Origin of the sequence: Paraburkholderia sp. J41, assembly GCF_905220235.1 — a bacterium.
Lineage (GTDB): Bacteria > Pseudomonadota > Gammaproteobacteria > Burkholderiales > Burkholderiaceae > Paraburkholderia.
The window spans coordinates 80,856-100,838 of the sequence record NZ_CAJMZE010000015.1 but is presented as its reverse complement, the minus strand read 5'-3'; the positions used below and the strand labels follow the sequence as shown (position 1 = coordinate 100,838).

Sequence of the window (19,983 nt, the reverse complement as noted above, 5' to 3'; positions counted from 1 at the left end):
CACTGGCAAGCGCCATGACCGGATTGTGCGGATTTCCCGCAAATCCTTGTCAGGCCGGCGTTTTTGCCGCTTCGCGCGCCAGTACCGTCTTGTAATTTTGGCGTCGTTCGGGTAGGGTAACTCGTTTGTCCAGCCCGCTTTTTCGCGTTCACGGACGCCGTCAAAAGCGGCGTTGACCGTGAAGGCGCGATTTTTCCTTCGAGCGGTATCCGACGGTTGCAGGGACGTCGTAGCGGCATGCGGGCAGGGCGTTCCAGGGCGCAGGCAATTCACGCGCGCATCGCACGATGCGGCATCCCGGGCGACCCGGCAGGACAATCCCGCGCGTGCTGCACGCGCTGCATGAAACCGTCGCCAGGCCGTGAGCGTCCCGGCGGCGCGGTCTTTCAGTGCGCCAGCGCGGAAACATCTCCAGTTCAGAACGACAATGGCACTCATCGTACACAAATACGGCGGCACTTCGATGGGCTCGGTCGAGCGCATCAAGAACGTCGCCAAGCGCGTCGCGAAATGGCACAAGGCTGGCCACAAGATGGTCGTCGTGCCTTCGGCGATGTCCGGCGAAACCAATCGTCTGCTCGGTCTCGCAAAAGAGATTTCGCCGCAACCGAATCCGCGCGAGCTTGACATGATTGCGTCGACCGGCGAACAGGTGAGCGTCGGCCTGCTGTCGATCGCCCTTCAGGAAGCGGGCGTCGACGCGATCAGCTACACGGGTTGGCAAGTGCCGGTCAAGACCGACAGCGCGTTCACGAAGGCGCGCATCAACAACATCGACGGCGAGCGCGTGCTGGCCGACCTCGAAGCCGGCAAGGTGGTCGTCATCACGGGCTTCCAGGGCATCGACCCCGATGGCCACATCACCACGCTCGGCCGCGGCGGCTCGGACACCTCGGCGGTGGCCGTGGCGGCCGCGCTCGAAGCCGACGAATGCCTTATCTACACCGACGTGGACGGCGTGTACACGACCGACCCGCGCGTGGTCGACGACGCGCGCCGGCTCGATCGCATCACCTTCGAAGAGATGCTGGAAATGGCCAGCCTCGGCTCGAAGGTCTTGCAGATCCGCTCGGTGGAATTCGCGGGCAAGTATCAGGTGAAGACGCGCGTGCTCTCGAGCCTGACCGATCCGATGATGGACCTCGACACCGAAATGAAGTCGGGCACCCTGATCACTTTTGAAGAAGACGAGACCATGGAAAAAGCAGTCATCTCGGGTATCGCGTTCCAGCGCGACGAGGCCCGCATTATCGTGGCCGGCGTGCCCGACAAGCCCGGCATCGCGTACCAGATTCTCGGCCCGGTGGCGGAAGCGAACATTGACGTCGACATGATCATCCAGAACCAGAGCGTGGACGGCAAGACCGACTTCACGTTCACGGTGCCGCGCGGCGATTATCAGCGCGCGGTGGACGTGCTCAAGAATACCGTGCAGGGCCACGTGAGCGCGGAGCAGGTGCTCGGCGACGCGAAGGTGTCGAAGGTTTCGGTGGTGGGCGTGGGCATGCGTTCGCACGTGGGCGTGGCGAGCAAGATGTTCCGCACGCTTTCGGAAGAGGGCATCAACATTCAAATGATCTCGACCTCGGAAATCAAGATTTCGGTGCTGATCGACGAGAAGTACATGGAGCTGGCGGTTCGTGCGCTGCACAAGGCATTCGAACTCGAACAGGCTTGAGGGCCGCAGTCGGGTCGTACGCGACGATAAACGCGGAGTGACGCCGCGCCGGTCATGAGAGTCGTAGCGGAATGCACGGTGTTGCGCCCGCGCAATGCGAGTTGTGCAGTTGCAGAAAAAAATCTGCAAAAAAGCGTCGTATGAATTGACCGTGGCGGCTGAACCCGCTATTATCTTGGCTTCGTTGCGCTGCCTCCCTGGCGCGAACGAAGTTTTCGGGAGACGTGGCCGAGAGGTCGAAGGCACTCCCCTGCTAAGGGAGCATCTGGGCCAAAACCTGGATCGAGGGTTCGAATCCCTCCGTCTCCGCCAGTAATGGCGGTGGAAACCCCGTAAGTTCAAGGACTTACGGGGTTTTTCTTTTTTCCGGCCCATCAAATAGCCCATCAGCGAGCAGTGTTTCACGGCTGGGCGAGCGATTCCGCCCGATGGCTCGCCAGTCGCCTGGCGCTGCATCACGCCGCCAGCCCGCGCGTTGTGTCCATACAAATGACGCGGCGAGCAAGCCGCCAGCCGCGCCGAAGATGAGCGCAGCAACGCGCCGCAAGGCCGGGGCGCTTCTCGCGCGCTTTGAACGTCTCATTGCTGCGGAGTTGGCGCGCTGCGAAGCCTGCATGACGCCGGAGGAATGGCGCGCGCATCGCCAATGGGTCGAGGAACATGCGCGCGGCTCGCTCTGGGAGGCGCTGGAGCGTCGCACGCATACGGGGACGCTATGAGCAATGAACTCTGGAGCGAAGCCGAACTGGCGCACGCTGCGCGACTTGTCGAGCAAAACGAAGCGCGCCGCGAACAGATTCAGCGTGTCCGCCAGCGCGCCGATGAAGGCGCGCGTATGGCGACCCGGCAAACGGCGAAGGCCGCAACGAAGGCGCAGGCGAAGCGGCCCGCCAGCCCGCCAGCGGCGAAGGGCAACCCCGACGCGCTGAAAATTGCGGACCCGCGTTATGTGGACCCGGTGAAGCGCGGCGCGATGATCGCGGCGAATCCGGTCGTGCGCGGCGCGGTCGCAAGCCGCAAGTACAGCGAATGGATTTTCGGCAAGGATGCCAGCATGAGAATTCGACCGATTAAGGAGACGCATCAGAATGGCGGAAATTGATCCGGTTTCAAACCTGCTCACTGGCAGGCAGGCGTACCGCCTCGACGTGCGAGGAACGCCCGCCGCCACCGCGCTCTCGGTGGTGTCGTTCACGGCCACCGAAAAGATGAGCGAGGCAAGCGTAGTGCTGATCGTGGCGACGCATCCGCAGCAACTCGCGCGCGCCGACTTTCTCAATCAGGACGGCACGTTTTCCATCACGCAGGAGGATGGAACCACCGGAAGATAAGCGGCATCATCGAGCGTATCTCGGTGCTTCAAACGTCGCACGACGAGGTGACGCACGAATTCCTGCTCAAGTCGCACGTCGGACGGCTGGCGACGACCACGCGCACGAAAATCTACCAGCACGCGAGCACGCCCGACATTCTGGCGGCGGGCCTACCCGTCAAAGAATTTGCGAATAGTGAAGGAATTACAAATGAGTGAATCGTTTGAAAAGAGGCGACGTGAGCCGCTATTAGAGGAACTGTACTACGAGCAATCGGTGCGCTTTAAAGAGCAAGATTTGGTTGATCCCGAAATTACCGCGATGCTTGAGGACCAATCTATCGATAACGCGCGCCGCAAGCGAAACAGTTGGCGTCGGACATTTAAAACGTTGGAATTGTTGATCCAGCGTTACTCTGGTGGGGACCCTGTGAGTAGTCTCGTACCTTGCGCCACGCGAGCATTTACTCAGTTTCAGCGCCACTATGCTGCATTTCCCGATGCGAAACTTAAGCTATGGGAGCCGGACGCCTATCAATACGTGATGTGGCTGCTGTCGCTGGCGGTGCTGCTCGGTCCGAAGGAATGGGTGCCGACTATTGCGACGTGGATTAGCACCGATCCGGAGGACGGCCAGGACGTGCTGGTGAGCCGCCTGTTCGGTCAATTCGGCGTATCGCTGCCCGGTGACTCGCTGATCCGCGAAAAGCCCTACGGCGACCTGTTACGTGCAACGGAGACGCAGGGCGAGGCGCAGCAAAAGACGATGGCCGATTACCTGAAGCGATGGTACGGCGGCATGAAGAATTGCTACTGGTATGACCGTCACAAGCGTCTCGAAGCGGGCTTTTTCGGCTATTGGGCGTTCGAGGCCGGTCTGGTGACGCTGCTGTGGAGCATTGACGACAGCGGCTACCGCGACAAGCGTTTCTATCCGAAAGACCTGGTGGACTTCGCGCGCGAACAGGCAAAGGCCCCGCAGGGCGAAGTGCCGAAGCCGCATATCTCGCGCAAGACCGGCGAGCGCTGCCCGTACACAGGACGCTGGGGTGTGCTCGAATCTCCGGGCGCCTTCGTCCAGGAGCGCATGTTCAAGGAGGGCGACGTGTTCCCCGAGGGCATTGGCCGCGACCGCCAGGAAGGCCCGGTGACGTGGATCGTGATGAGTCGTGAGGATGGCGGCCCGACCCGCGAAGCGTGAGCGCATGAGTCTAGAGGGCAAATTCCGGCACCCGGACGCGGTGCCGTTTTTCGTTTCGCCGCCAGCTTGGGTGCTGGCCCACGAACCCGCGCCGGGAGCATTGCGCATCGCGACGGAAAGCGCGGATGAAGGCCGTGCAGTCCTCTGCTTTCTGTCGCCGCTCGACGCGCTGATCGAGGCCGCGCGCCTCGCGCAGTTGGGCCAGGCGTATCACGTCATGCCTGCCGCCCAACTGGACGGCAGTCTCTTTCGTGATGCGGATGGGCGGGGGTTGGTGGCGTGCATCCATGCCGGATGGCCGACGTATGCGGGGCGTATTCTGCTGCGCCTAGGCGGCGCGCTGGGCCGGTACGGTCAGACGATTCATATATGGGCCAACGATCCGCCGTGGTTCGAAGTCGATCCGGCGACCGTGGAGATGATCGACCACTTGCACGAACAGGCGGGCCTGTTTGCCTGGCGCGAGACACACCGGGCGATCCACGAATGGAGCGGGGCGCGTATGAGCAAGGCGGTCGGTCAGGCGCTTCGCAGTGCGCCGGTTGCGGTCGTTGCCGACGCATCGAAGTGCGACGGCATAGGACTGTTCGACCCGGAGTTTGGGCAGTGGCACGTTGTTGCCCCGCCCGGGCTTTAGGCTGTGCAGGACTGCACTGAGACGAATGAGCATTCCATGCCATGCTCGACTGACTCACGCTGGCCCGGCGCGATTTTTCTCAGGCTTCCGGGCCGTACACATGCGCCGCCCGCGCTTCCATCATCGGGCGGCGCGCTTCACGCAAATCAATGTGTATTGTCCCGCGCTGTTGCGGCTGCAACATTATCCGCGATGCGCTCGCCCGGTATGGCATGCCGTAAGGGGAAGCTGGCGGGTACTCTGGAGGTCCGGCTCCGCCGCGAAGCTCGCCCCGATTGAGCGCTGGCGGTTACATGGTGGTTACACGCACACCAGAAATACAAAAGGGTTACACGCGAAAGCGTTGTAACCCTTTGATTTTATTGGTTGCGGGGACAGGATTTGAACCTGTGACCTTCGGGTTATGAGCCCGACGAGCTGCCAGACTGCTCCACCCCGCGTCCGTCGAAGAAAAGATTATAGGACACATCACGCGGAAACGCAACAACCAAATGACGTTCGGCTTTCCGAACGATTGCACCCGGGCGCACTCGGGCAGCAGTCGCCTTGATCGCGTCTGCGAGCGAGCGCGAGCAATCACGAGCGGAAGCAAGCCGCGCACGCATCCCAGCCGCAAAAAATCGCCAGGATAGAATCCTCCGTTCAACGCGCCGCCGTCCGCACGCAGGCGCGCTCATCCTGCCATCCGCATCAATCCGCGCCCAGCGCCCCCGTTTATCCATGGATATCACTCTCGATCTGCAATCCATTGCCGCGCAGGAACATGCGCTCGTATTTCCCCGTTTCGATGCCGATCGCGCGTGGCAACTCGGCTCGCACCTGCATGAACTCGCGCGCGCTCGCTCGCTGCCCATTGCCATCGACATTCGCACCTGCGGCCAGCAATTGTTTTTCTGCGCGCTCGACGGCGCCACGCCCGACAATGCCGACTGGGTGCGCCGCAAGTCGCGCGTCGTCGAGCATTTCCGCCGCAGTTCCTATGCGATCGGCCTGCGTCTGCAACATACGGGCAGTTCGCTCGACGAAAAGCACGGTTTGCCGATCAACGATTACGCGCCGCATGGCGGCTCGTTTCCGCTGACGGTGGCGGGGGCGGGCGTGATCGGCTCGGTTACGGTTTCGGGCATGCCGCAGCGCGCGGATCATGAACTCGTCGTGGAGGCGCTCTGCGCGCAGCTCGATGCCGACTACGGCCAGCTCGCGCTTGCGAAGGCCTGACGCCATGCGGCTTTCCCCCTGGACGTGGCTTGCCGTTTCGATCGTCGCCGAAGTGATCGCGACTTCCGCGCTGCGCGCTTCGGACGGTTTCACGCGCCTCGTGCCCTCGGCCATCGTCGTGGCGGGCTACGGCGTCGCGTTCTACGGGCTCGCGCTCACGCTGCGCAGCCTGCCGGTCGGCATCGTCTATGCGGTCTGGTCGGGCGTGGGCATCGTGCTCATCACGCTGGTCGCCATGGTGCTCTACAAACAGGTGCCCGATCTCGCCGCCGTGTGCGGGCTGGGATTGATCGTGGCCGGCGTGCTGGTGCTCAATCTGTTTTCGAAGATGCAGGCGCATTGAAAGCGTTTCGCGCGGCGCGCCGGCAGTCCGGCGGCAAGCTGCGGAGGGCGGCCGCCGCCATCGTCTCGCGCCTGCGCTCGGCACTTCGCGCGCGCACGTTCGTGTCGTCCGGCATGCGGCGCGCGTAACATAGTCAGGCACTCCCGCCGTCCGCCGGTGAGCCTTTCATTCTGCTGAATTTGCCAACGGGGCTGCACATGATTATCCGCTTTCCCGCAGATGCGCCGCTCTATCGCGACACCAACCTGACCGTGGTGTTTCCCGCCCTGGTCGACGGCGCGCGCGTGCCGTGCGCGATTTCCGTCGAGGCGCTCGAAGACCATTTCGGCGCGGCGCCCGCAACGCGCGACGCGTGGATGCAGGCGTTCGATGCCGGCCGCGCGCGCATCGAAGCCGTCGCGCGCGCCCATCTCGAACTGAGCAACGGCTCGCCGGTGCTGCTCAAGAGCGGACATTTCCCGCCCGGCCGTCTCGCTTCGTAGGCACGTGGCGATGCGCTTGCGGCGTCGTTTTTGCCGCGGGCGCGTTTGCGCGGCGCTTCATTGCGGCGCTTGATCCGCCAGTATTTCGCTGCCAGAGGCTGCCCGCATCGGCGACGCCGCGCGCAGCGTCGTGATAGCCTCGTGAGCTTCGGTGACTCATCGCGGCACGTCGCGCACGCCATGTCGAACGAACCTCAACTGCCCGCCGCCGATGCCGATTCCGACACGCATGTGCTCGTGCGGGTCGTCAACGGCATCGGCTATCTCGAACTCGAACGCCCGCAAGCGCTCAACGCGCTCACCACGGCGATGGTGCGCACGATGCGCGCGGCGCTCGAACGTTGGCGCAACGACGCAGCCGTGCTCGCCGTGATCGTGCGCACGCGTCACGCGCGCGCGTTTTGCGCGGGCGGCGACATCCGCTTTCTCTACGAGTCGTCGCGCGCGGGCGATCAGGCCGCGCTCGATACGTTTTTCACCGACGAATATCGGCTCAATCACGCCATCGCCACGTATCCGAAGCCGTATATCGCGTTTCTCAACGGCGTCGTGATGGGCGGCGGCATGGGCATCTCGCAGGGCGCGTATCGCACGGGCGGGCTGCGCATCGTGGGCGCGAGCGCACGCATGGCAATGCCCGAAACGCGCATCGGCCTGTTCCCGGACGTGGGCATGGGCTGGTATCTCGCGCGCACGCAAGGCGCGCTGGGCCGCTATCTCGCGGTGACGGGCGAGACCGTCGATGCGGCGGGCGCGCTTTACGCAGGTCTCGCCGATGTGTCGCTCGACGAGGCCGCGTGGCCCGATCTGTTCGCCGCGCTGGAGCGCGAGCCATTCGCGTCGGGTGAGCAGATCGTGGAGCGCATTCGCGCGGCTGCGCGTCCCGCCGACGAAACGCAGCGCCACGCCGACGCGTCGGCGCTCGCCGGGGCGCGGGCATGGATCGACCGGCATTTTTCGCTCGACGACGTGAGCGCGATCCTCGCGTCGCTCGAAGCGGCGCAGCGCGCGGGGCAGGGCGCCGAAGCCGAATGGGCCGGGCAGGCCGTGGGCGTGTTGCGCGAGCGTTCGCCTTTGTCGATGGCCGTTTCGCTCGAGGTGGTGTCGCGCGCGGAAGGCACGATTTCCGACTGCCTGCGCCGCGATCTCGATCTCACGCGTTCGAGCTTCGCGACCGGTGACGTGATGGAAGGCATCCGCGCGCGCATCATCGACAAGGACAATCGCCCGCATTGGCGCATCGCGCGCATCGAGGACGTGCGCCGCGAGGACGTCGAGGCGATGTTCGCGAGCCCGTGGAGCGCGACGGAGCATCCGCTGCGCGGGCTGATCGGCTGACGGCCCGGTCGAAGGAGGCCGCGCCGCCGACGCGGGCCGCCGGGCGCGGGAGAGCGGCCGCGGCTCAGTCTTCGTCCGTTTCGCTCATGAAGGCGCGCATGAATACGAGCGCGCCCCAGCCCCACAGTGCGTTCGATGCGAAGCCCATGGCGAGGCGCGGCAGCATGTTGCCGCTCGGCCAGATGCCGCGCAACGGGTCGATGACGAACACCGTCGCGGCCGTGAGCACGATGCCGCCGAACACGAACGCCTGCACCCACGGCGCCGGACGCCCCGGCGAGACGCGCAGCAGCCATGCCATCAGCACGGCCCACGGCGCGCTCCAGATGGCGTTCACGAGAAACTCGGGCAACCCGAGCGGCACGAAGGGATCGGTCGAAAACCCAGCCGCGTCGATGACCTGCGCGGCGTGGAGGAGCGCGAGCGTCGCCTCGCGAAAGAACAGCGACGCGAGAAAGCCGGAGACGAACGGCAAAATGATCTTTTGCATGTAGAGCGAGAGTGCGAGACGTTGGCGCTGAACGGCACGGCGCGCCGCAGCCATTGTCGATGTGTGCGCCATTATATCGGCGGCGGCGTCGCCGGCGCGCGGCGCGTCAAGGCGTTTCGTATGCTAAAGCGTCGGGCAAAGCACGAAAGTGGAAAACCTAAGCTCAAAAAAATCGTTCTAAAGGCCGAGTGCCGTCCCTAGACTGATTCCCCATGCAGACGGCGCGAGCGGGTTGCTTCTGCGCCCGTTTTTGTGCCCGCTTCAGGCCGGGTTCGCCGATTTCCGCGTCGATTTCCGCGCGGGTGGCGCGCGGGTGGCGTGCGATCCGCGCGGCGCGAGTTCGACGGGCGACTCGCTCGCCGTCAATTTCCTTTTTACTTGCCACGGACGGCGCGGGGCCTAGGGGCCTCAGGGCCGCCTCGGGCGCGAATACGCCTTGTTTTTGCCGATCCGCGCGGGATTCGCGCTTTCGGTCCGCTTCCGTTTCGTCTCAGTCGTTTCAATTCGCACGCAGGAGCAACGCATGAATGTGTTCTGGTTCATACCGACTCACGGCGACAGCCGTTATCTGGGCACCACCGAGGGCGCGCGCGCCGCTGACCTCGCGTACTTCCAGCAGATCGCCGTCGCCGCCGATACGCTCGGCTACGAGGGCGTCTTGCTGCCCACGGGCCGGTCGTGCGAGGACGCATGGGTCGTGGCGTCGAGCCTGATTGCCGCGACGCGGCGCCTGAAGTTTCTCGTGGCGATTCGCCCCGGCCTTTCGTCGCCGGCCTTGTCCGCGCGCATGGCCGCGACCTTCGACCGGCTCTCGAACGGACGGTTGCTCATCAACGTCGTGACGGGCGGCGACACGACCGAACTCGAAGGCGACGGCGTGTTCGTCGATCACGACACGCGCTACGAGATCACCGACGAATTCCTGCATATCTGGCGCAAGCTGCTCGCGGCTTCGCACGCCAACGAGGCGATCGACTTCGAAGGCAAGCATCTGCGCTCGGTCGGCGGAAAAGCGCTTTATCCGCCGGTGCAGCAGCCGCACCCGCCGCTGTGGTTCGGCGGCTCGTCGCCGGCCGCGCACGCGATGGCGGGCGAGCATATCGACACCTATCTCACCTGGGGCGAGCCGCCCGAAGCCGTGGCGAAGAAGATTGCCGACATTCGCGCGCGCGCCGGCGAGCGCGGCCGTACGATCCGCTTCGGCATTCGCCTGCATGTGATCGTGCGCGAGACCGAGGAGGAAGCGTGGGCCGCCGCCGACCAGCTCATCAGCCGGCTCGACGACGCCACCGTTGCGCGCGCCCAGGCCGCGTTCGGCAAGATGGATTCGGAAGGACAGCGCCGCATGGCTGCGTTGCACGGCGGCAAGCTCGGTACGCGCCAGGATCTGGAGGTGTATCCGCACCTGTGGGCGGGCGTGGGCCTCGTGCGCGGCGGCGCGGGCACGGCGCTCGTCGGCAATCCGCAGCAGGTCGCGGCGCTGATGCAAGAATATGCGTCGCTCGGCATCGAAACGTTCATTCTCTCGGGCTATCCGCATCTTGAGGAATCCTACCGATTCGCCGAACTCGTGTTCCCGCTGCTGCCGGGGCGTCAGGCGAAGAACGCGAGCGGCCCGCTTTCGGGACCATTCGGCGAAGTGGTCGGCAATCATTATTTGCCGAAGGTGAGCCAGAGCTGAGACGCTGGAGGATGCAACGATGACTCAATCCGCACTCCCGACCGCCGGCGCGCGCGGCGCGGCCCGTGACGCCCGCGCGCCAGGCGCCGCGCGAGCGCTCCGTGCGTTCGCGCGCAGGGGCTTCGCGCGTCTCGCGCCCTGGCTCGTGCCGCTTGCGATTCTCGCGCTGTGGGAGATCGGCGCGCGGCTCGGCGTGATATCCACGCGCGTGTTGCCCGAACCGGTTGCCGTGCTGCGCGCCGCGTGGTCGCTGATCGAATCGGGCGAAATGTGGCAGGACGTGCGCGTGAGCACATGGCGCGCGCTCTCCGGCTTCGCGATCGGCGGCTCGATCGGCCTTGCGCTCGGACTCGGCACGGGGCTTTTCAAGCCGGTCGAAACCGCGCTCGATTCGACCGTGCAGATGGTGCGCAACATTCCCGCGCTGGCGATGATTCCGCTCGTGATCCTGTGGTTCGGCATCGGCGAGGAAGCGAAGGTGTTCCTCGTCGCGCTCGGTGTGTTTTTTCCCGTCTACGTGAACACGTTCCACGGCATTCGCTCGGTGGACGCCAATCTCGTGGAAATGGCGCGCAGCTATGGGCTCAAGGGGTTTGCGCTCTATCGCGAAGTGATCCTGCCGGGCGCGTTGCCGTCGATTCTGGTCGGCGTGCGCTTCGCGCTCGGGCTGATGTGGGTGACGTTGATCGTCGCCGAAACGATCTCCGCGCAATCGGGCATCGGCTATATGACGATGAACGCGCGCGAGTTTCTGCAAACCGATGTGGTGGTGGTCGGCATTTTGCTCTATGCCGCGCTCGGCAAGCTCGCCGACTGGCTCGCGAAGCGGCTCGAACGTGCCGCGCTGCGCTGGCATCCCGCGTATCAACAGGAGGGCGACGCATGAGCGCGAGCCAATTGGCGCCGGGTTATGGCGCGGATCTGAACGGATTTGGGCGCGCGGTCGTCCGTGAACGCGGCGACGGCGGCGTGCGCGAAAGCGCCGCGCTGCGCACGCACGAAGGCGCGGGCGACGCGGCGGTGGAGCTGCGCGGCGTGGGCAAGCGTTTCGGCGAGCGGCCGGTGCTGAGCGACTTCGATCTGGCGATCGAGCGCGGCAGTTTCGTGTCGATCGTCGGGCGCAGCGGCTGCGGCAAGTCCACGCTCCTGCGCCTGATCGCGGGTCTGGAAACGCCTGACGCGGGCGCGGTCGTTCGGCGCGGCGTGGGCGGTACGACGCTCGAAACGCGCATCATGTTTCAGGACGCGCGTTTGCTGCCGTGGAAAACCGTGCTGCAAAACGTGATGCTCGGACTCGGGCGCGGCGCGCGTGACGATGCGCGCGCGGTGCTCGACGAAGTGGGCCTGCTCGCGCGCGCCGACGATTGGCCCGCGCAGCTTTCGGGCGGCCAGCGTCAGCGCGTGGCGCTCGCTCGCGCGCTCGTGCACCGGCCGAGCCTGCTGCTGCTCGATGAGCCGCTCGGCGCGCTCGACGCGCTCACGCGCATCGAAATGCATGCGCTCATCGAACGTTTGTGGCGCGAGCATCGCTTCACGGCGCTGCTCGTCACGCACGACGTACACGAAGCGGTGGCGCTGGGCGATCGCATTCTGCTCGTGGAAGCGGGGCGTATCGCGCTCGATCAGGCGGTGCCGCTCGCGCGGCCGCGTGCGCGCGTCGATGCGCGTTTCGCCGAACTCGAGGAGCGCGTGCTGCAACGCGTGCTCGGTCATGGCGTGGCGGCTTGAGCCGCGTCGCGCAGATCGTCTGGATAACTAACTGTTAATCGACTCACGGAGCCGAACTCATGGGCATTACCGCTATCAACGTGCGCAACCAGTTTCGCGGCAAGATCAAGGAGATCATTCGCGGCCCCGTGGTCTCGGAAGTCGACGTCGACACGTCGTTCGGTATCGTCACTTCGGTGATCACGACGCGCTCGATTGACGAACTCGAGCTGAAGGTGGGTTCCGAGGTGGTGGCGCTGGTCAAGTCGACCGAGGTGTCGATCGCGCGTCTTTGACGCAGCCGCGCTGTTGCGCGCGTCGCCCCGAAATGTGCCAGGATGGATCGTCAGGTTAAAGCGCAGGGGCGATCATGGAGCCGAAGGGCATCGACATGGGCGACTACGAGGCACGCTACAAGGACTGCGATATCGAAGTCGCGGTCGAGCAGGTGCTGACCGGCGTGAAGGCGCACTGGCGCGTGCTCAAGGGCGGCGCCGTGCTGATCGACTGGCAGCTCGTGCATATCGAGCGGCTGTGGTCCACGGAGCATGCGGCGGCCGAGGCCGGATTCGAGGCGGCGCGTGCGTGGATCGACGCGGGTGGGGCGGGGTGAGTGCGGTAGTGGGCCGGCGAATATCGCGCGAGGCGAGAGGTATTGAGCGACATCGAGCAACAGCGCAAAGCAAAAAGCCCAGTCCGAGGACTGGGCTTTTTTAATCTTGGGGTGGCTGATGGGACTCGAACCCACGACGACAGGAATCACAATCCTGGACTCTACCAACTGAGCTACAGCCACCGCTGTTTTTCTCGACCGACTTCGCTGCGAGAGCGGCATCAATCAAGAAGCAAGATTATATACATGCCTCATCGGACTTGCCTAGTCCCTTATTCAAAAATATCGGCCGGAACGCGCAGATGCTCGCGTGCCGTGTCGAAAATCGCGAGATCGGCCTTCGCCAGCGCGCGATTGTCCGAAAGCACGCGGCGCCAGCCGCGCGCGCCGGCCACGCCGCGATAGAGCCCCAGCGCGTGACGCATGACGTTGCCCAGATAAGTGCCGCGAGCCAGTTCGCTCGCGCAATAGTCGATCAGCTTTGCTTCCACTTCCTCGCGCGTAGGCGCGGCTTCGGTCGCGCCGTAGAAGCGCGCGTCGACGTCCGCGAGCACATAGGGGTTGTGATAGGCCTCGCGGCCGAGCATCACGCCATCGACGTGCTCGAGGTGTTGCTCGACTTCGTCGAGCGTCTTGATGCCGCCGTTGATGACGATTTCGAGTTGCGGAAAATCGCGTTTGAGCCGGTACGCGTACTCGTACTTGAGCGGCGGAATTTCGCGGTTTTCCTTCGGGCTCAGGCCTTTGAGGATGGCGTTGCGCGCATGCACGATGAACACCTCGCAGCCCGCGTCGGCGATCGTGCCGACGAAATCGCGCACGAATGCGTAGTCCTCTACCGCATCCACGCCGATGCGATGCTTGACCGTCACCGGCACGCAAACCGCGTCGCGCATCGCCTTCACGCAATCGGCCACGAGTTCCGGCTCTTTCATCAGGCACGCGCCGAACGCGCCGCGCTGCACGCGCTCCGAAGGGCAGCCGCAATTGAGATTGATCTCGTCGTAGCCCCATTGCTCGCCGAGCTTCGCCGCGCGCGCCAGATCGGCGGGCTCGCTGCCGCCCAGTTGCAGCGCGACCGGCGCTTCGGCGGGCGAGAAGGCGAGATGACGCGGCACGTCGCCATGGATGAGCGCGCCCGTCGTCACCATCTCCGTATAAAGCCAGGTGTGCTTCGAGATGAAACGATGCAGCGAGCGGCAGTGACGATCAGTCCAGTCCATCATCGGGGCGACGGACACGCGACGGGGACTGGCGGGGCGGTTGGCGGACATGGTTTGACGTGCGTACGGGAAACAACCTTGCATTTTACTGCAATCGCGATATCGCGCCGCGGACGTTTGCGCGCCGCGTCATCGGCCCCTTTTGAGGACGAATGGAGGCTGGAAGCATTTCCAGCCGGGCATTCGGGGCGAAAGACCCTTTCGCCGTTATGTAATCCGGGGTCCGTTTTGCTGCGCCGCGAAAATATTTTCAGGACAGCTTTTAGGGTCCGTTCGTCGCTCAGGCACGCCAGTTCTGGCTCAGCGGATTGTTTCCGATCACGGAATAGTAAATTCGGATTATCGCGATTATTTTCCGATAGTAGGTGATTACACTAGGTTCCATTGACGCAGCACATGGGCAGACCTCCCGGACGCGGCGCCAAACCGAACCGCAGTTGAACCTCACATTGGAGTCCACCATGAAGACCAAACTGATCGCAGCGCTGCTGGTCGCAGCTTCCGCTTCTGTTGCCGCTCCGGCGTTCGCCAGCGGCTATGGCCCGGCACCGTTTTATCGCCCGAGCGTCGGCGCACCCGCTTCGCAGCAAGGCCAAAGCGCCCACACCGTCGCTGTCGAGCGCGCCCAGGAACAATCGAACACGGCTTACGGCGGCGTGAGCACGGGTTCGCAGTCGGGCAGCCACGTCAAGGCAGGCGGCCCGCAGTCGGTGTATTTCGGCCAGTAAGCGGTCGCGGGTTGCTCCCGGGTTGCGCCGCTAACCGGGCGGCGGGAACCGGAAACGCCGGATGTTCACGAGACATCCGGCGTTTTGCATTTCTGCGGCGCGAGGCGGGGCGCTGAGTTCGGCGCGCGAGTGCCGGCTGCTCAAGGCGTGTCGCCCACGCGCTTGTCGATGAATTCGCGGATGCAGTCGAAAGCGGCGTCGAACGCATTGTCCTGCGTCGGAAAGCGGCCGGCCGAGACGCCGCCCACGGGCACGCTGCCGTGGTCGCCGTCGGTGAGGCTCTGCACCTGTTGCGTCGAGACGAAAAAGCCCGCGTTGTGGTCGCCGTCCACGCCGGCGGTCATGTTGAAGCCCATGTATTCGTAGCTGCGTCGGTTTTCCATGCGGATGCCTCCTTACGCGTCGTGCGCCGATTTTGGCATGACTGGGCGAGGGCGCGCGGCCACGGCGTTCGTTTGGCCGCCCATCAGACGCCGCCGCGCGACGTTTCGAGCGCCTGTACTACCATGATTCGTTGGAAGCGCGCCGCTCGCGGCGAACCGCGGCGCGGGCGCGTCCTGCCGTCCAAGGCTAAAGGAGATGAAGGATGAAGAAACGCTTCGTGCTTCTTGCTGCGCTGGCATTGCCGGCGATGCTCGCGCCGCCCGCGTTCGCGCAACAGCCGCCGCGCCCAGGGCCGAACGACTACCGCGGCGGCCCGCCGCCCGATCGTCCGCCGCCGCCCGACATGCCGCCGCCCGCGTGGCGCAAGGGCGACCGCTTGCCCGCCGAATACCGCGACCGCCAATACGTGATCGACGACTGGCGCCAGTATCACCTCAAGCCGCCGCCGCGCGGTTATCACTGGGTGGGCGCGGGCGGTCAGTACTATCTGGTGCGCAATTCGGGCTGGGTGGTCGAGCGCGTCGGGCCGTAGGCACGGCGTGCCGTGGGAGGTTTTGCCGGAGCCGGAGCGGCATGCGCCGTCTCCGGCTTTTTCGTCGGCGCTGCGCCGGGCGCGGCCGGACTCCCGTGCTGCTCTGTCGCCTGCCGCCTCGCCGCAAATTCAGCGTCTCCTGAAAAATTTCCGGCGCCGTGGTAGTTTCGCCGTTCCCCAAACCGCACAGATGGATAAGGACACCGTTTCGATGGAATACCGCACACTCGGCGATACCGATGTCAAGGTGAGCCTGATCGGGCTCGGCACGATGACGTGGGGCGAGCAGAACACGGAGCAGGAAGCGCACGAACAGATCGACTACGCCCTCGACCAGGGCGTGACGCTGATCGACGCCGCCGAAATGTATCCCGTGCCGCCGCGCCCGGAAACGCAGGGCTTGACCGAGCGCTATATCGGCACGTGGCTCGCGCAGCATCGCGCCGCCCGCGAGCGCATCGTGCTCGCGACCAAGATCGCCGGTCCCGCGCGTCAGCCGCACAATCCGCAGCATATTCGCGGCCCGCAGAACCAGTTCGACCGCAAGAACCTGACCGAGGCGATCGACGGCAGCCTCAAGCGCCTGCAAACCGATTACGTCGATCTGTATCAGTTGCACTGGCCCGACCGCAGCACGATGACGTTCGGCCGAAGCGCGTACCCGTATATCGACGATGCCTACACGGTGCCGATCGAGGAAACGCTCAGCGTCCTCGCGGACTTCGTGAAGGCGGGCAAGGTGCGCCATATCGGCGTGTCGAACGAAACGCCGTGGGGCGTCGCGCAATTCCTGCGCGCCGCCGAAAAGCTCGGGCTGCCGCGCATCGTCAGCATCCAGAATCCGTATAGCCTGCTCAACCGTACGTTCGAGGGCGGTTTGTCGGAATTCACGCACCGCGACGGCGTGGGCCTGCTCGCGTATTCGCCGCTCGCGTTCGGCTGGCTTTCGGGCAAGTACGAGGGCGGAGCGCGCCCGGACGGCGCGCGCATCACGCTGTTCGAGCGCTTCAAGCGCTACAGCAAGCCCGAAGCGGTGGCCGCGACCTCGCGCTACGTCGCGCTCGCGAAGGCGCACGGCCTGACGCCGGCGCAGTTCGCGCTCGCGTTCGTCAATAGCCGGCCGTTCGTGACGAGCAATCTGATCGGCGCGACCTCGCTCGCGCAGCTCAAGGAAAACATCGGCAGCTCCGACGTGAAGCTCTCGCCCGAAGCGCTCGCGCAAATCGACGCGCTCCACGAGCAGCAGCCGAATCCCGCACCGTAAGCGCCGTAAGCATCGGCGCGGTATCATGCGGCTTCGAGCGGCGCGGTTGACTGAAACCGCGCCGCTTTTTATATTGGCGCCGCCTGGTTCGCCCGGCGAGCGGTTTGCCGTTCGCAAGGCGCGAGCAGGGCCTACACTACGATCCAGACTGGCGCCGGCCGGTGTTGCGCCGTGCGGCGCGCCCGCCGGTGCCGGCACCGTTGCCTGCGCCTTGGCTTGCGCCGGCCGGCTGCTTTTCAATTTCGCTTAACCGTCGCTTAAATCGCCGCTTAATCGCCACTTAATCGCCGCTTCACCCCGGAGAAACTTCGTCATGACGACTGCCCGTCCCGCGCAATCGCCCCCGTCGTACGGCTGGCCCATCTTCATTCTGCTGGCCGTGGCCGGCCTCTTCTACGTGAAGTGGTTTCCGTACTATCACCGTGCGTTCACGGCCCAGCAAACGCATTCCATCGGCAAGTCGATCCTGATGGGCGGCGCCGCGAGCGCCCCCGCACCGTCGCTCGCCGCCGCGCTCGACTATGCGCTCGCCTACGGCAAGGCGATCTGGCAAGCGATGGTGCTCGGCCTGTTGCTCGGTTCGGCCGTGCAGGCGCTCCTGCCCGTGCAGTGGGTCGCGCGCGTGCTCGGGCGGCGCGGCTTCGGCAGCGTGGCCGCCGGCGGGCTGCTCGCGGTGCCCGGCATGATGTGTACGTGCTGCGCCGCGCCGGTGGTGGTCGGCCTGCGCGCGCGCAACGCTTCGGCGGGCGGCGCGATCGCGTTCTGGCTCGGCAATTCGGTGCTCAATCCCGCGACGCTCGTGTTCATGGGCTTCGTGCTCGGCTGGCAGTGGAGCGCGCTGCGTCTCGTGCTGGGCGTGCTGATGGTGTTCGGCCTCGGCTGGTTCGCGAACCGGCTCGTCACGCCGGAGGAAACGCGCGCCGCCGACAGCCGTCTCGCGCAGCTCGCCCAGCAGCAGGCCGAGGGCGGCAACGTGTTCGTGCGCTGGCTGCGCATTTTCGCGCGCATGGCCGTGCGGCTCGTGCCTGAATACATCGTGCTGGTGCTGCTGCTCGGCGCGGCGCGCGCGTGGCTCTTTCCGCATATCGGCCCGGAAATCACGAGCAGCATCGGCTGGATCGTGGCGTTCGCCTTCGTCGGCATGTTGTTCGTGATCCCGACCGCCGGCGAAGTGCCCATCATTCAGGCGATGCTCGCGCTCGGCATGGGCGTGGGGCCGGCCGGCGCACTGCTGATGACGCTGCCGCCCGTGAGCGTGCCGTCGTTCGCGATGCTGGCCGGATCGTTCCGCCCGCGCGTGCTCGCGCTCGTCGGCACGACCGTGGTGCTGTTCGGCGTCGTCGCGGGGCTGGCGGCGGTCGCGCTCGGTTTTTAGGCCGGTTTCTGGGCGATTTTTAGGCCGTTTCCCGCGCGTTTCATGGTGCGCTTACTGGTGTGTTTCCCCGCTTGCTTTTGACCAGGGCCGTGGCCGGAGCGGGGCTGGGCACAGGTCGCTTTGGTCTTGCCTGGTTGGCGCTTAAGGGGCGCTTAATGCGGCTGAAGGGGCTGAAAGCGGCTGAAACGGCGCTCGGGGTTCGCCTCGGCGCGCATTCCGGCACGGCGTGGCGCGTGCGGCGCGACATCGACGCGACGATGAAACGGCGCTTTGCGCGCGCTGCCGCTAGACTTCACATCGGTGCGGCGCGAATCGCGCGGCCCGAACGCGTTTGCGGACTCACAACGTTTTCATTACCACCGGACGGTTTTCCGTTTGCACAGGAGCGGGCCGCAGCCCGAAACCAGCATGGCACAGCAAAAAACCCATCCGAAACTCGAGCAGGCGCTCACGCGTGGCGATCTCGCGATCCGCCAGGCCAACTCGGCGCGCGCGACGGCGGTGCTGCGCGCGCTCGGCAAGATGATCGTCGAGGCTTCGGCAACGATCGGCGTCGAGGCGCACACGTCCATTCCCGACGGCGACCGCATTTACGATCCCGCCGACGGTGTCTGGCCGCAGTCGCTGTTGATCTCGCTCGACGATCCCGTCGAGGAAGCCGATCCCGAGGAAATTCGCACGGTGCGCCTGCTCGCGCAGACGCAATCGACGATCTTTCGCGTGGAATGGCATCGCGCCGACGGCAAGATGGGACGTCAGGACGGCGGCCCGTTCGCGACGGTCGCATTTATTTCGGACGTCGAGATTCCCTGGGGCGACGACGAAGACTGAGCGCGGCGTTTGGCGGTCAGGCGCGCGAACGCCGCCCGCAGCCGCGCATGCCGCCCGGGCGCATCAACGCATCATGCGGCGGCGGAACAGCACCGAAGCGATCGCGAACGGCACGATCACGTAAAGCACGAGCACGGCCAGATGCACAAGCGGCTGGTCGACGGGGCGCGCGAGCATCGCGGGGCGAATCAGCGCGACCGCGTGCGCGAGCGGCAACATCAGCGTGATGTGCTGCGCGGCGGCGGGCAACTGCGTGATCGGGAAGAACACGCCCGAGAGCAGCAGCATCGGCGTGAGCACGAGCGTTTGATAGAACATGAAGAAGTCGTAGGACGGCGCGAGCGCGGTGACGATCATCGCGCAGCTCGCGAACGCGAGGCCCGCGAGCGCGATGACGGGCAGCGCGAGCAGCATGGACGGGAAACTCGCATAGCCGAGCAGCGCGGCGACGATCATGATCGCCACGCCCGAGAGCATCGACTTGCTGGCGGCCCAGACCACTTCACCGAGCACGACGTCGCCGAGCGAAAGCGGCGTGTGCATGATCGCTTCCCACGTGCGCTGAACGTGCATGCGCGAAAACCCCGAGTACATCGCCTCGAAGCTCGCCGACATCATCACCGACGACGCCACCGTGCCCGCCGCGAGGAACGCGATATACGACACGCCGTCCACATGGCCGACCATCAGCCCGAGCCCGAAGCCGAGGCCGAACAGATAGATCATCGGATCGGCGAGATTGCCGAACATCGAGGCGATCGCGAGCTTGCGCCAGACCAGATAGTTGCGCCGCCAGACGGCGATCCAGTTGGCGGCGTTCGAGGGCAGCGCGGCGCGCGGTTCGCGAGCGGGCGCGAGGCCGGCGTTGGCGTTTGCATCGGCGTTGGCGCCGGTGTTTGCGTTGGCGTTGGCGGATTCGTGGGTGCGGGTTTGCATGGGGAGTCGT

The 19,983-nt window shown here is 65.2% G+C and carries 24 protein-coding genes and 3 tRNA genes; 21 read left to right on the top strand and 6 right to left on the bottom strand.

Annotation, left to right across the window (positions count from 1 at the left end):
• Positions 1-427: 427 nt before the first annotated feature.
• From U5805_RS17490 to U5805_RS17460, 7 genes are all read left to right on the top strand, one after another.
• Complete coding sequence (locus tag U5805_RS17490; RefSeq protein WP_322104746.1) at positions 428-1,678, top strand: aspartate kinase; 1,251 nt, start codon at positions 428-430, stop codon at positions 1,676-1,678.
• A 218-nt stretch (positions 1,679-1,896) separates the two neighbouring features.
• A tRNA-Ser gene (locus tag U5805_RS17485) sits at positions 1,897-1,990 on the top strand.
• Positions 1,991-2,306: 316 nt separating this feature from the next.
• On the top strand, positions 2,307-2,780 hold the full coding sequence (locus U5805_RS17480; protein WP_322104745.1) for a hypothetical protein: 474 nt from the start codon (positions 2,307-2,309) through the stop codon (positions 2,778-2,780).
• A complete protein-coding gene (locus U5805_RS17475) occupies positions 2,767-3,009 on the top strand; it encodes a hypothetical protein (RefSeq protein ID WP_322104744.1) in 243 nt (80 codons plus the stop codon). Before U5805_RS17480 ends, U5805_RS17475 begins: the two co-directional genes overlap by 14 nt.
• A gap of 23 nt (positions 3,010-3,032) precedes the next feature.
• Positions 3,033-3,209, top strand: coding sequence for a hypothetical protein (locus U5805_RS17470; protein ID WP_322104743.1), 177 nt, complete (start codon positions 3,033-3,035; stop codon positions 3,207-3,209).
• Entirely contained in the window at positions 3,202-4,191 is a 990-nt protein-coding gene (locus U5805_RS17465) for a PoNi-like cognate immunity protein (protein ID WP_322104742.1), read from the top strand. Before U5805_RS17470 ends, U5805_RS17465 begins: the two co-directional genes overlap by 8 nt.
• A gap of 4 nt (positions 4,192-4,195) precedes the next feature.
• A complete protein-coding gene (locus U5805_RS17460) occupies positions 4,196-4,828 on the top strand; it encodes a hypothetical protein (protein WP_322104741.1) in 633 nt (210 codons plus the stop codon).
• A gap of 363 nt (positions 4,829-5,191) precedes the next feature.
• On the opposite strand, the gene U5805_RS17455 is transcribed toward U5805_RS17460, so the two are convergent.
• Positions 5,192-5,268, bottom strand: a tRNA-Met gene (locus U5805_RS17455).
• 280 nt (positions 5,269-5,548) lie between these two features.
• Here U5805_RS17455 and U5805_RS17450 point away from each other — a divergent pair.
• The 4 genes from U5805_RS17450 (at position 5,549) to U5805_RS17435 (ending at position 8,209) form a co-directional block, all read left to right on the top strand.
• Positions 5,549-6,046, top strand: coding sequence for a heme-degrading domain-containing protein (locus U5805_RS17450; protein ID WP_322104740.1), 498 nt, complete (start codon positions 5,549-5,551; stop codon positions 6,044-6,046).
• Between the two features lie 4 nt (positions 6,047-6,050).
• Complete coding sequence (locus U5805_RS17445; RefSeq protein ID WP_322104739.1) at positions 6,051-6,389, top strand: multidrug efflux SMR transporter; 339 nt, start codon at positions 6,051-6,053, stop codon at positions 6,387-6,389.
• Positions 6,390-6,586: 197 nt separating this feature from the next.
• On the top strand, positions 6,587-6,871 hold the full coding sequence (locus tag U5805_RS17440) for a DUF1488 domain-containing protein (RefSeq protein ID WP_322104738.1): 285 nt from the start codon (positions 6,587-6,589) through the stop codon (positions 6,869-6,871).
• A gap of 180 nt (positions 6,872-7,051) precedes the next feature.
• Positions 7,052-8,209 (top strand): enoyl-CoA hydratase/isomerase family protein, encoded by a 1,158-nt coding sequence (locus U5805_RS17435; protein WP_322104737.1) that lies wholly within the window; start codon positions 7,052-7,054, stop codon positions 8,207-8,209.
• Between the two features lie 64 nt (positions 8,210-8,273).
• Here U5805_RS17435 and U5805_RS17430 read toward each other — a convergent pair whose 3' ends face one another.
• Positions 8,274-8,699 carry a hypothetical protein gene (locus U5805_RS17430; RefSeq protein ID WP_322104736.1) on the bottom strand — a complete coding sequence of 142 codons (426 nt, stop codon included), beginning with the start codon at positions 8,697-8,699 and terminating at the stop codon, positions 8,274-8,276.
• 523 nt (positions 8,700-9,222) lie between these two features.
• On the opposite strand from U5805_RS17430, the gene ssuD reads away from it, so the two are divergent.
• The 5 genes from ssuD to U5805_RS17405 all read left to right on the top strand — a co-directional run bounded on the left by ssuD (position 9,223) and on the right by U5805_RS17405 (position 12,700).
• Positions 9,223-10,380, top strand: coding sequence for an FMNH2-dependent alkanesulfonate monooxygenase (ssuD, locus tag U5805_RS17425; protein WP_322104735.1), 1,158 nt, complete (start codon positions 9,223-9,225; stop codon positions 10,378-10,380).
• A gap of 19 nt (positions 10,381-10,399) precedes the next feature.
• A complete protein-coding gene (gene ssuC, locus U5805_RS17420) occupies positions 10,400-11,266 on the top strand; it encodes an aliphatic sulfonate ABC transporter permease SsuC (RefSeq protein WP_322104734.1) in 867 nt (288 codons plus the stop codon).
• The gene (locus tag U5805_RS17415) at positions 11,263-12,108 is read left to right on the top strand and encodes an ATP-binding cassette domain-containing protein (protein WP_322104733.1); all 846 of its coding nucleotides are present in this window, start codon (positions 11,263-11,265) and stop codon (positions 12,106-12,108) included. The genes ssuC and U5805_RS17415 overlap by 4 nt, the downstream gene beginning before the upstream one ends.
• Before the next feature lie 59 nt (positions 12,109-12,167).
• Positions 12,168-12,383, top strand: coding sequence for a TOBE domain-containing protein (locus U5805_RS17410; RefSeq protein WP_322104732.1), 216 nt, complete (start codon positions 12,168-12,170; stop codon positions 12,381-12,383).
• A 74-nt stretch (positions 12,384-12,457) separates the two neighbouring features.
• A complete protein-coding gene (locus U5805_RS17405; RefSeq protein WP_322104731.1) occupies positions 12,458-12,700 on the top strand; it encodes a hypothetical protein in 243 nt (80 codons plus the stop codon).
• Between the two features lie 107 nt (positions 12,701-12,807).
• Here U5805_RS17405 and U5805_RS17400 read toward each other — a convergent pair.
• Both U5805_RS17400 and dusA read right to left on the bottom strand, forming a co-directional pair.
• A tRNA-His gene (locus U5805_RS17400) sits at positions 12,808-12,883 on the bottom strand.
• A gap of 89 nt (positions 12,884-12,972) precedes the next feature.
• Positions 12,973-13,974, bottom strand: a complete 1,002-nt coding sequence (dusA, locus tag U5805_RS17395) for a tRNA dihydrouridine(20/20a) synthase DusA (RefSeq protein ID WP_322104730.1) — start codon at positions 13,972-13,974, stop codon at positions 12,973-12,975.
• Between the two features lie 410 nt (positions 13,975-14,384).
• Here dusA and U5805_RS17390 point away from each other — a divergent pair, with 410 nt between their 5' ends.
• Positions 14,385-14,651 carry a hypothetical protein gene (locus tag U5805_RS17390; protein WP_322104729.1) on the top strand — a complete coding sequence of 89 codons (267 nt, stop codon included), beginning with the start codon at positions 14,385-14,387 and terminating at the stop codon, positions 14,649-14,651.
• 140 nt (positions 14,652-14,791) lie between these two features.
• Here the strand turns inward: U5805_RS17390 and U5805_RS17385 are convergent, their stop codons facing one another.
• A complete protein-coding gene (locus U5805_RS17385; protein ID WP_322104728.1) occupies positions 14,792-15,034 on the bottom strand; it encodes a hypothetical protein in 243 nt (80 codons plus the stop codon).
• A 203-nt stretch (positions 15,035-15,237) separates the two neighbouring features.
• Here U5805_RS17385 and U5805_RS17380 point away from each other — a divergent pair, with 203 nt between their 5' ends.
• From U5805_RS17380 to U5805_RS17365, 4 genes are all read left to right on the top strand, one after another.
• A complete protein-coding gene (locus U5805_RS17380) occupies positions 15,238-15,567 on the top strand; it encodes an RcnB family protein (protein WP_322104727.1) in 330 nt (109 codons plus the stop codon).
• A 211-nt stretch (positions 15,568-15,778) separates the two neighbouring features.
• Positions 15,779-16,831, top strand: a complete 1,053-nt coding sequence (locus tag U5805_RS17375) for an NADP(H)-dependent aldo-keto reductase (RefSeq protein WP_322104726.1) — start codon at positions 15,779-15,781, stop codon at positions 16,829-16,831.
• Between the two features lie 313 nt (positions 16,832-17,144).
• Positions 17,145-18,206: a permease gene (locus tag U5805_RS17370; protein ID WP_322104725.1), complete on the top strand. Its 1,062-nt coding sequence runs from the start codon at positions 17,145-17,147 to the stop codon at positions 18,204-18,206.
• A gap of 408 nt (positions 18,207-18,614) precedes the next feature.
• Entirely contained in the window at positions 18,615-19,037 is a 423-nt protein-coding gene (locus U5805_RS17365) for a hypothetical protein (RefSeq protein WP_322104724.1), read from the top strand.
• A gap of 63 nt (positions 19,038-19,100) precedes the next feature.
• On the opposite strand, the gene U5805_RS17360 is transcribed toward U5805_RS17365, so the two are convergent.
• A complete protein-coding gene (locus U5805_RS17360; protein WP_322104723.1) occupies positions 19,101-19,973 on the bottom strand; it encodes an ABC transporter permease in 873 nt (290 codons plus the stop codon).
• Between the last annotated feature and the right edge of the window lie 10 nt (positions 19,974-19,983).

Excerpts from the sequence above, each read along its gene's own strand:
- ssuC (WP_322104734.1), top strand. The coding sequence starts at position 10,400 with ATGACTCAATCCGCACTCCCGACCGCCGGCGCGCGCGGCGCGGCCCGT.
- dusA (WP_322104730.1), bottom strand. The coding sequence starts at position 13,974 with ATGTCCGCCAACCGCCCCGCCAGTCCCCGTCGCGTGTCCGTCGCCCCG.
- U5805_RS17405 (WP_322104731.1), top strand. The coding sequence starts at position 12,458 with ATGGAGCCGAAGGGCATCGACATGGGCGACTACGAGGCACGCTACAAG.
- U5805_RS17410 (WP_322104732.1), top strand. The coding sequence starts at position 12,168 with ATGGGCATTACCGCTATCAACGTGCGCAACCAGTTTCGCGGCAAGATC.
- U5805_RS17385 (WP_322104728.1), bottom strand. The coding sequence starts at position 15,034 with ATGGAAAACCGACGCAGCTACGAATACATGGGCTTCAACATGACCGCC.
- U5805_RS17415 (WP_322104733.1), top strand. The coding sequence starts at position 11,263 with ATGAGCGCGAGCCAATTGGCGCCGGGTTATGGCGCGGATCTGAACGGA.
- U5805_RS17430 (WP_322104736.1), bottom strand. The coding sequence starts at position 8,699 with ATGCAAAAGATCATTTTGCCGTTCGTCTCCGGCTTTCTCGCGTCGCTG.
- U5805_RS17465 (WP_322104742.1), top strand. The coding sequence starts at position 3,202 with ATGAGTGAATCGTTTGAAAAGAGGCGACGTGAGCCGCTATTAGAGGAA.
- U5805_RS17440 (WP_322104738.1), top strand. The coding sequence starts at position 6,587 with ATGATTATCCGCTTTCCCGCAGATGCGCCGCTCTATCGCGACACCAAC.
- ssuD (WP_322104735.1), top strand. The coding sequence starts at position 9,223 with ATGAATGTGTTCTGGTTCATACCGACTCACGGCGACAGCCGTTATCTG.
- U5805_RS17460 (WP_322104741.1), top strand. The coding sequence starts at position 4,196 with ATGAGTCTAGAGGGCAAATTCCGGCACCCGGACGCGGTGCCGTTTTTC.
- U5805_RS17490 (WP_322104746.1), top strand. The coding sequence starts at position 428 with ATGGCACTCATCGTACACAAATACGGCGGCACTTCGATGGGCTCGGTC.
- U5805_RS17445 (WP_322104739.1), top strand. The coding sequence starts at position 6,051 with ATGCGGCTTTCCCCCTGGACGTGGCTTGCCGTTTCGATCGTCGCCGAA.
- U5805_RS17370 (WP_322104725.1), top strand. The coding sequence starts at position 17,145 with ATGACGACTGCCCGTCCCGCGCAATCGCCCCCGTCGTACGGCTGGCCC.
- U5805_RS17480 (WP_322104745.1), top strand. The coding sequence starts at position 2,307 with ATGGCGCGCGCATCGCCAATGGGTCGAGGAACATGCGCGCGGCTCGCT.
- U5805_RS17380 (WP_322104727.1), top strand. The coding sequence starts at position 15,238 with ATGAAGAAACGCTTCGTGCTTCTTGCTGCGCTGGCATTGCCGGCGATG.
- U5805_RS17390 (WP_322104729.1), top strand. The coding sequence starts at position 14,385 with ATGAAGACCAAACTGATCGCAGCGCTGCTGGTCGCAGCTTCCGCTTCT.
- U5805_RS17435 (WP_322104737.1), top strand. The coding sequence starts at position 7,052 with ATGTCGAACGAACCTCAACTGCCCGCCGCCGATGCCGATTCCGACACG.
- U5805_RS17360 (WP_322104723.1), bottom strand. The coding sequence starts at position 19,973 with ATGCAAACCCGCACCCACGAATCCGCCAACGCCAACGCAAACACCGGC.
- U5805_RS17450 (WP_322104740.1), top strand. The coding sequence starts at position 5,549 with ATGGATATCACTCTCGATCTGCAATCCATTGCCGCGCAGGAACATGCG.
- U5805_RS17375 (WP_322104726.1), top strand. The coding sequence starts at position 15,779 with ATGGAATACCGCACACTCGGCGATACCGATGTCAAGGTGAGCCTGATC.
- U5805_RS17475 (WP_322104744.1), top strand. The coding sequence starts at position 2,767 with ATGGCGGAAATTGATCCGGTTTCAAACCTGCTCACTGGCAGGCAGGCG.
- U5805_RS17365 (WP_322104724.1), top strand. The coding sequence starts at position 18,615 with ATGGCACAGCAAAAAACCCATCCGAAACTCGAGCAGGCGCTCACGCGT.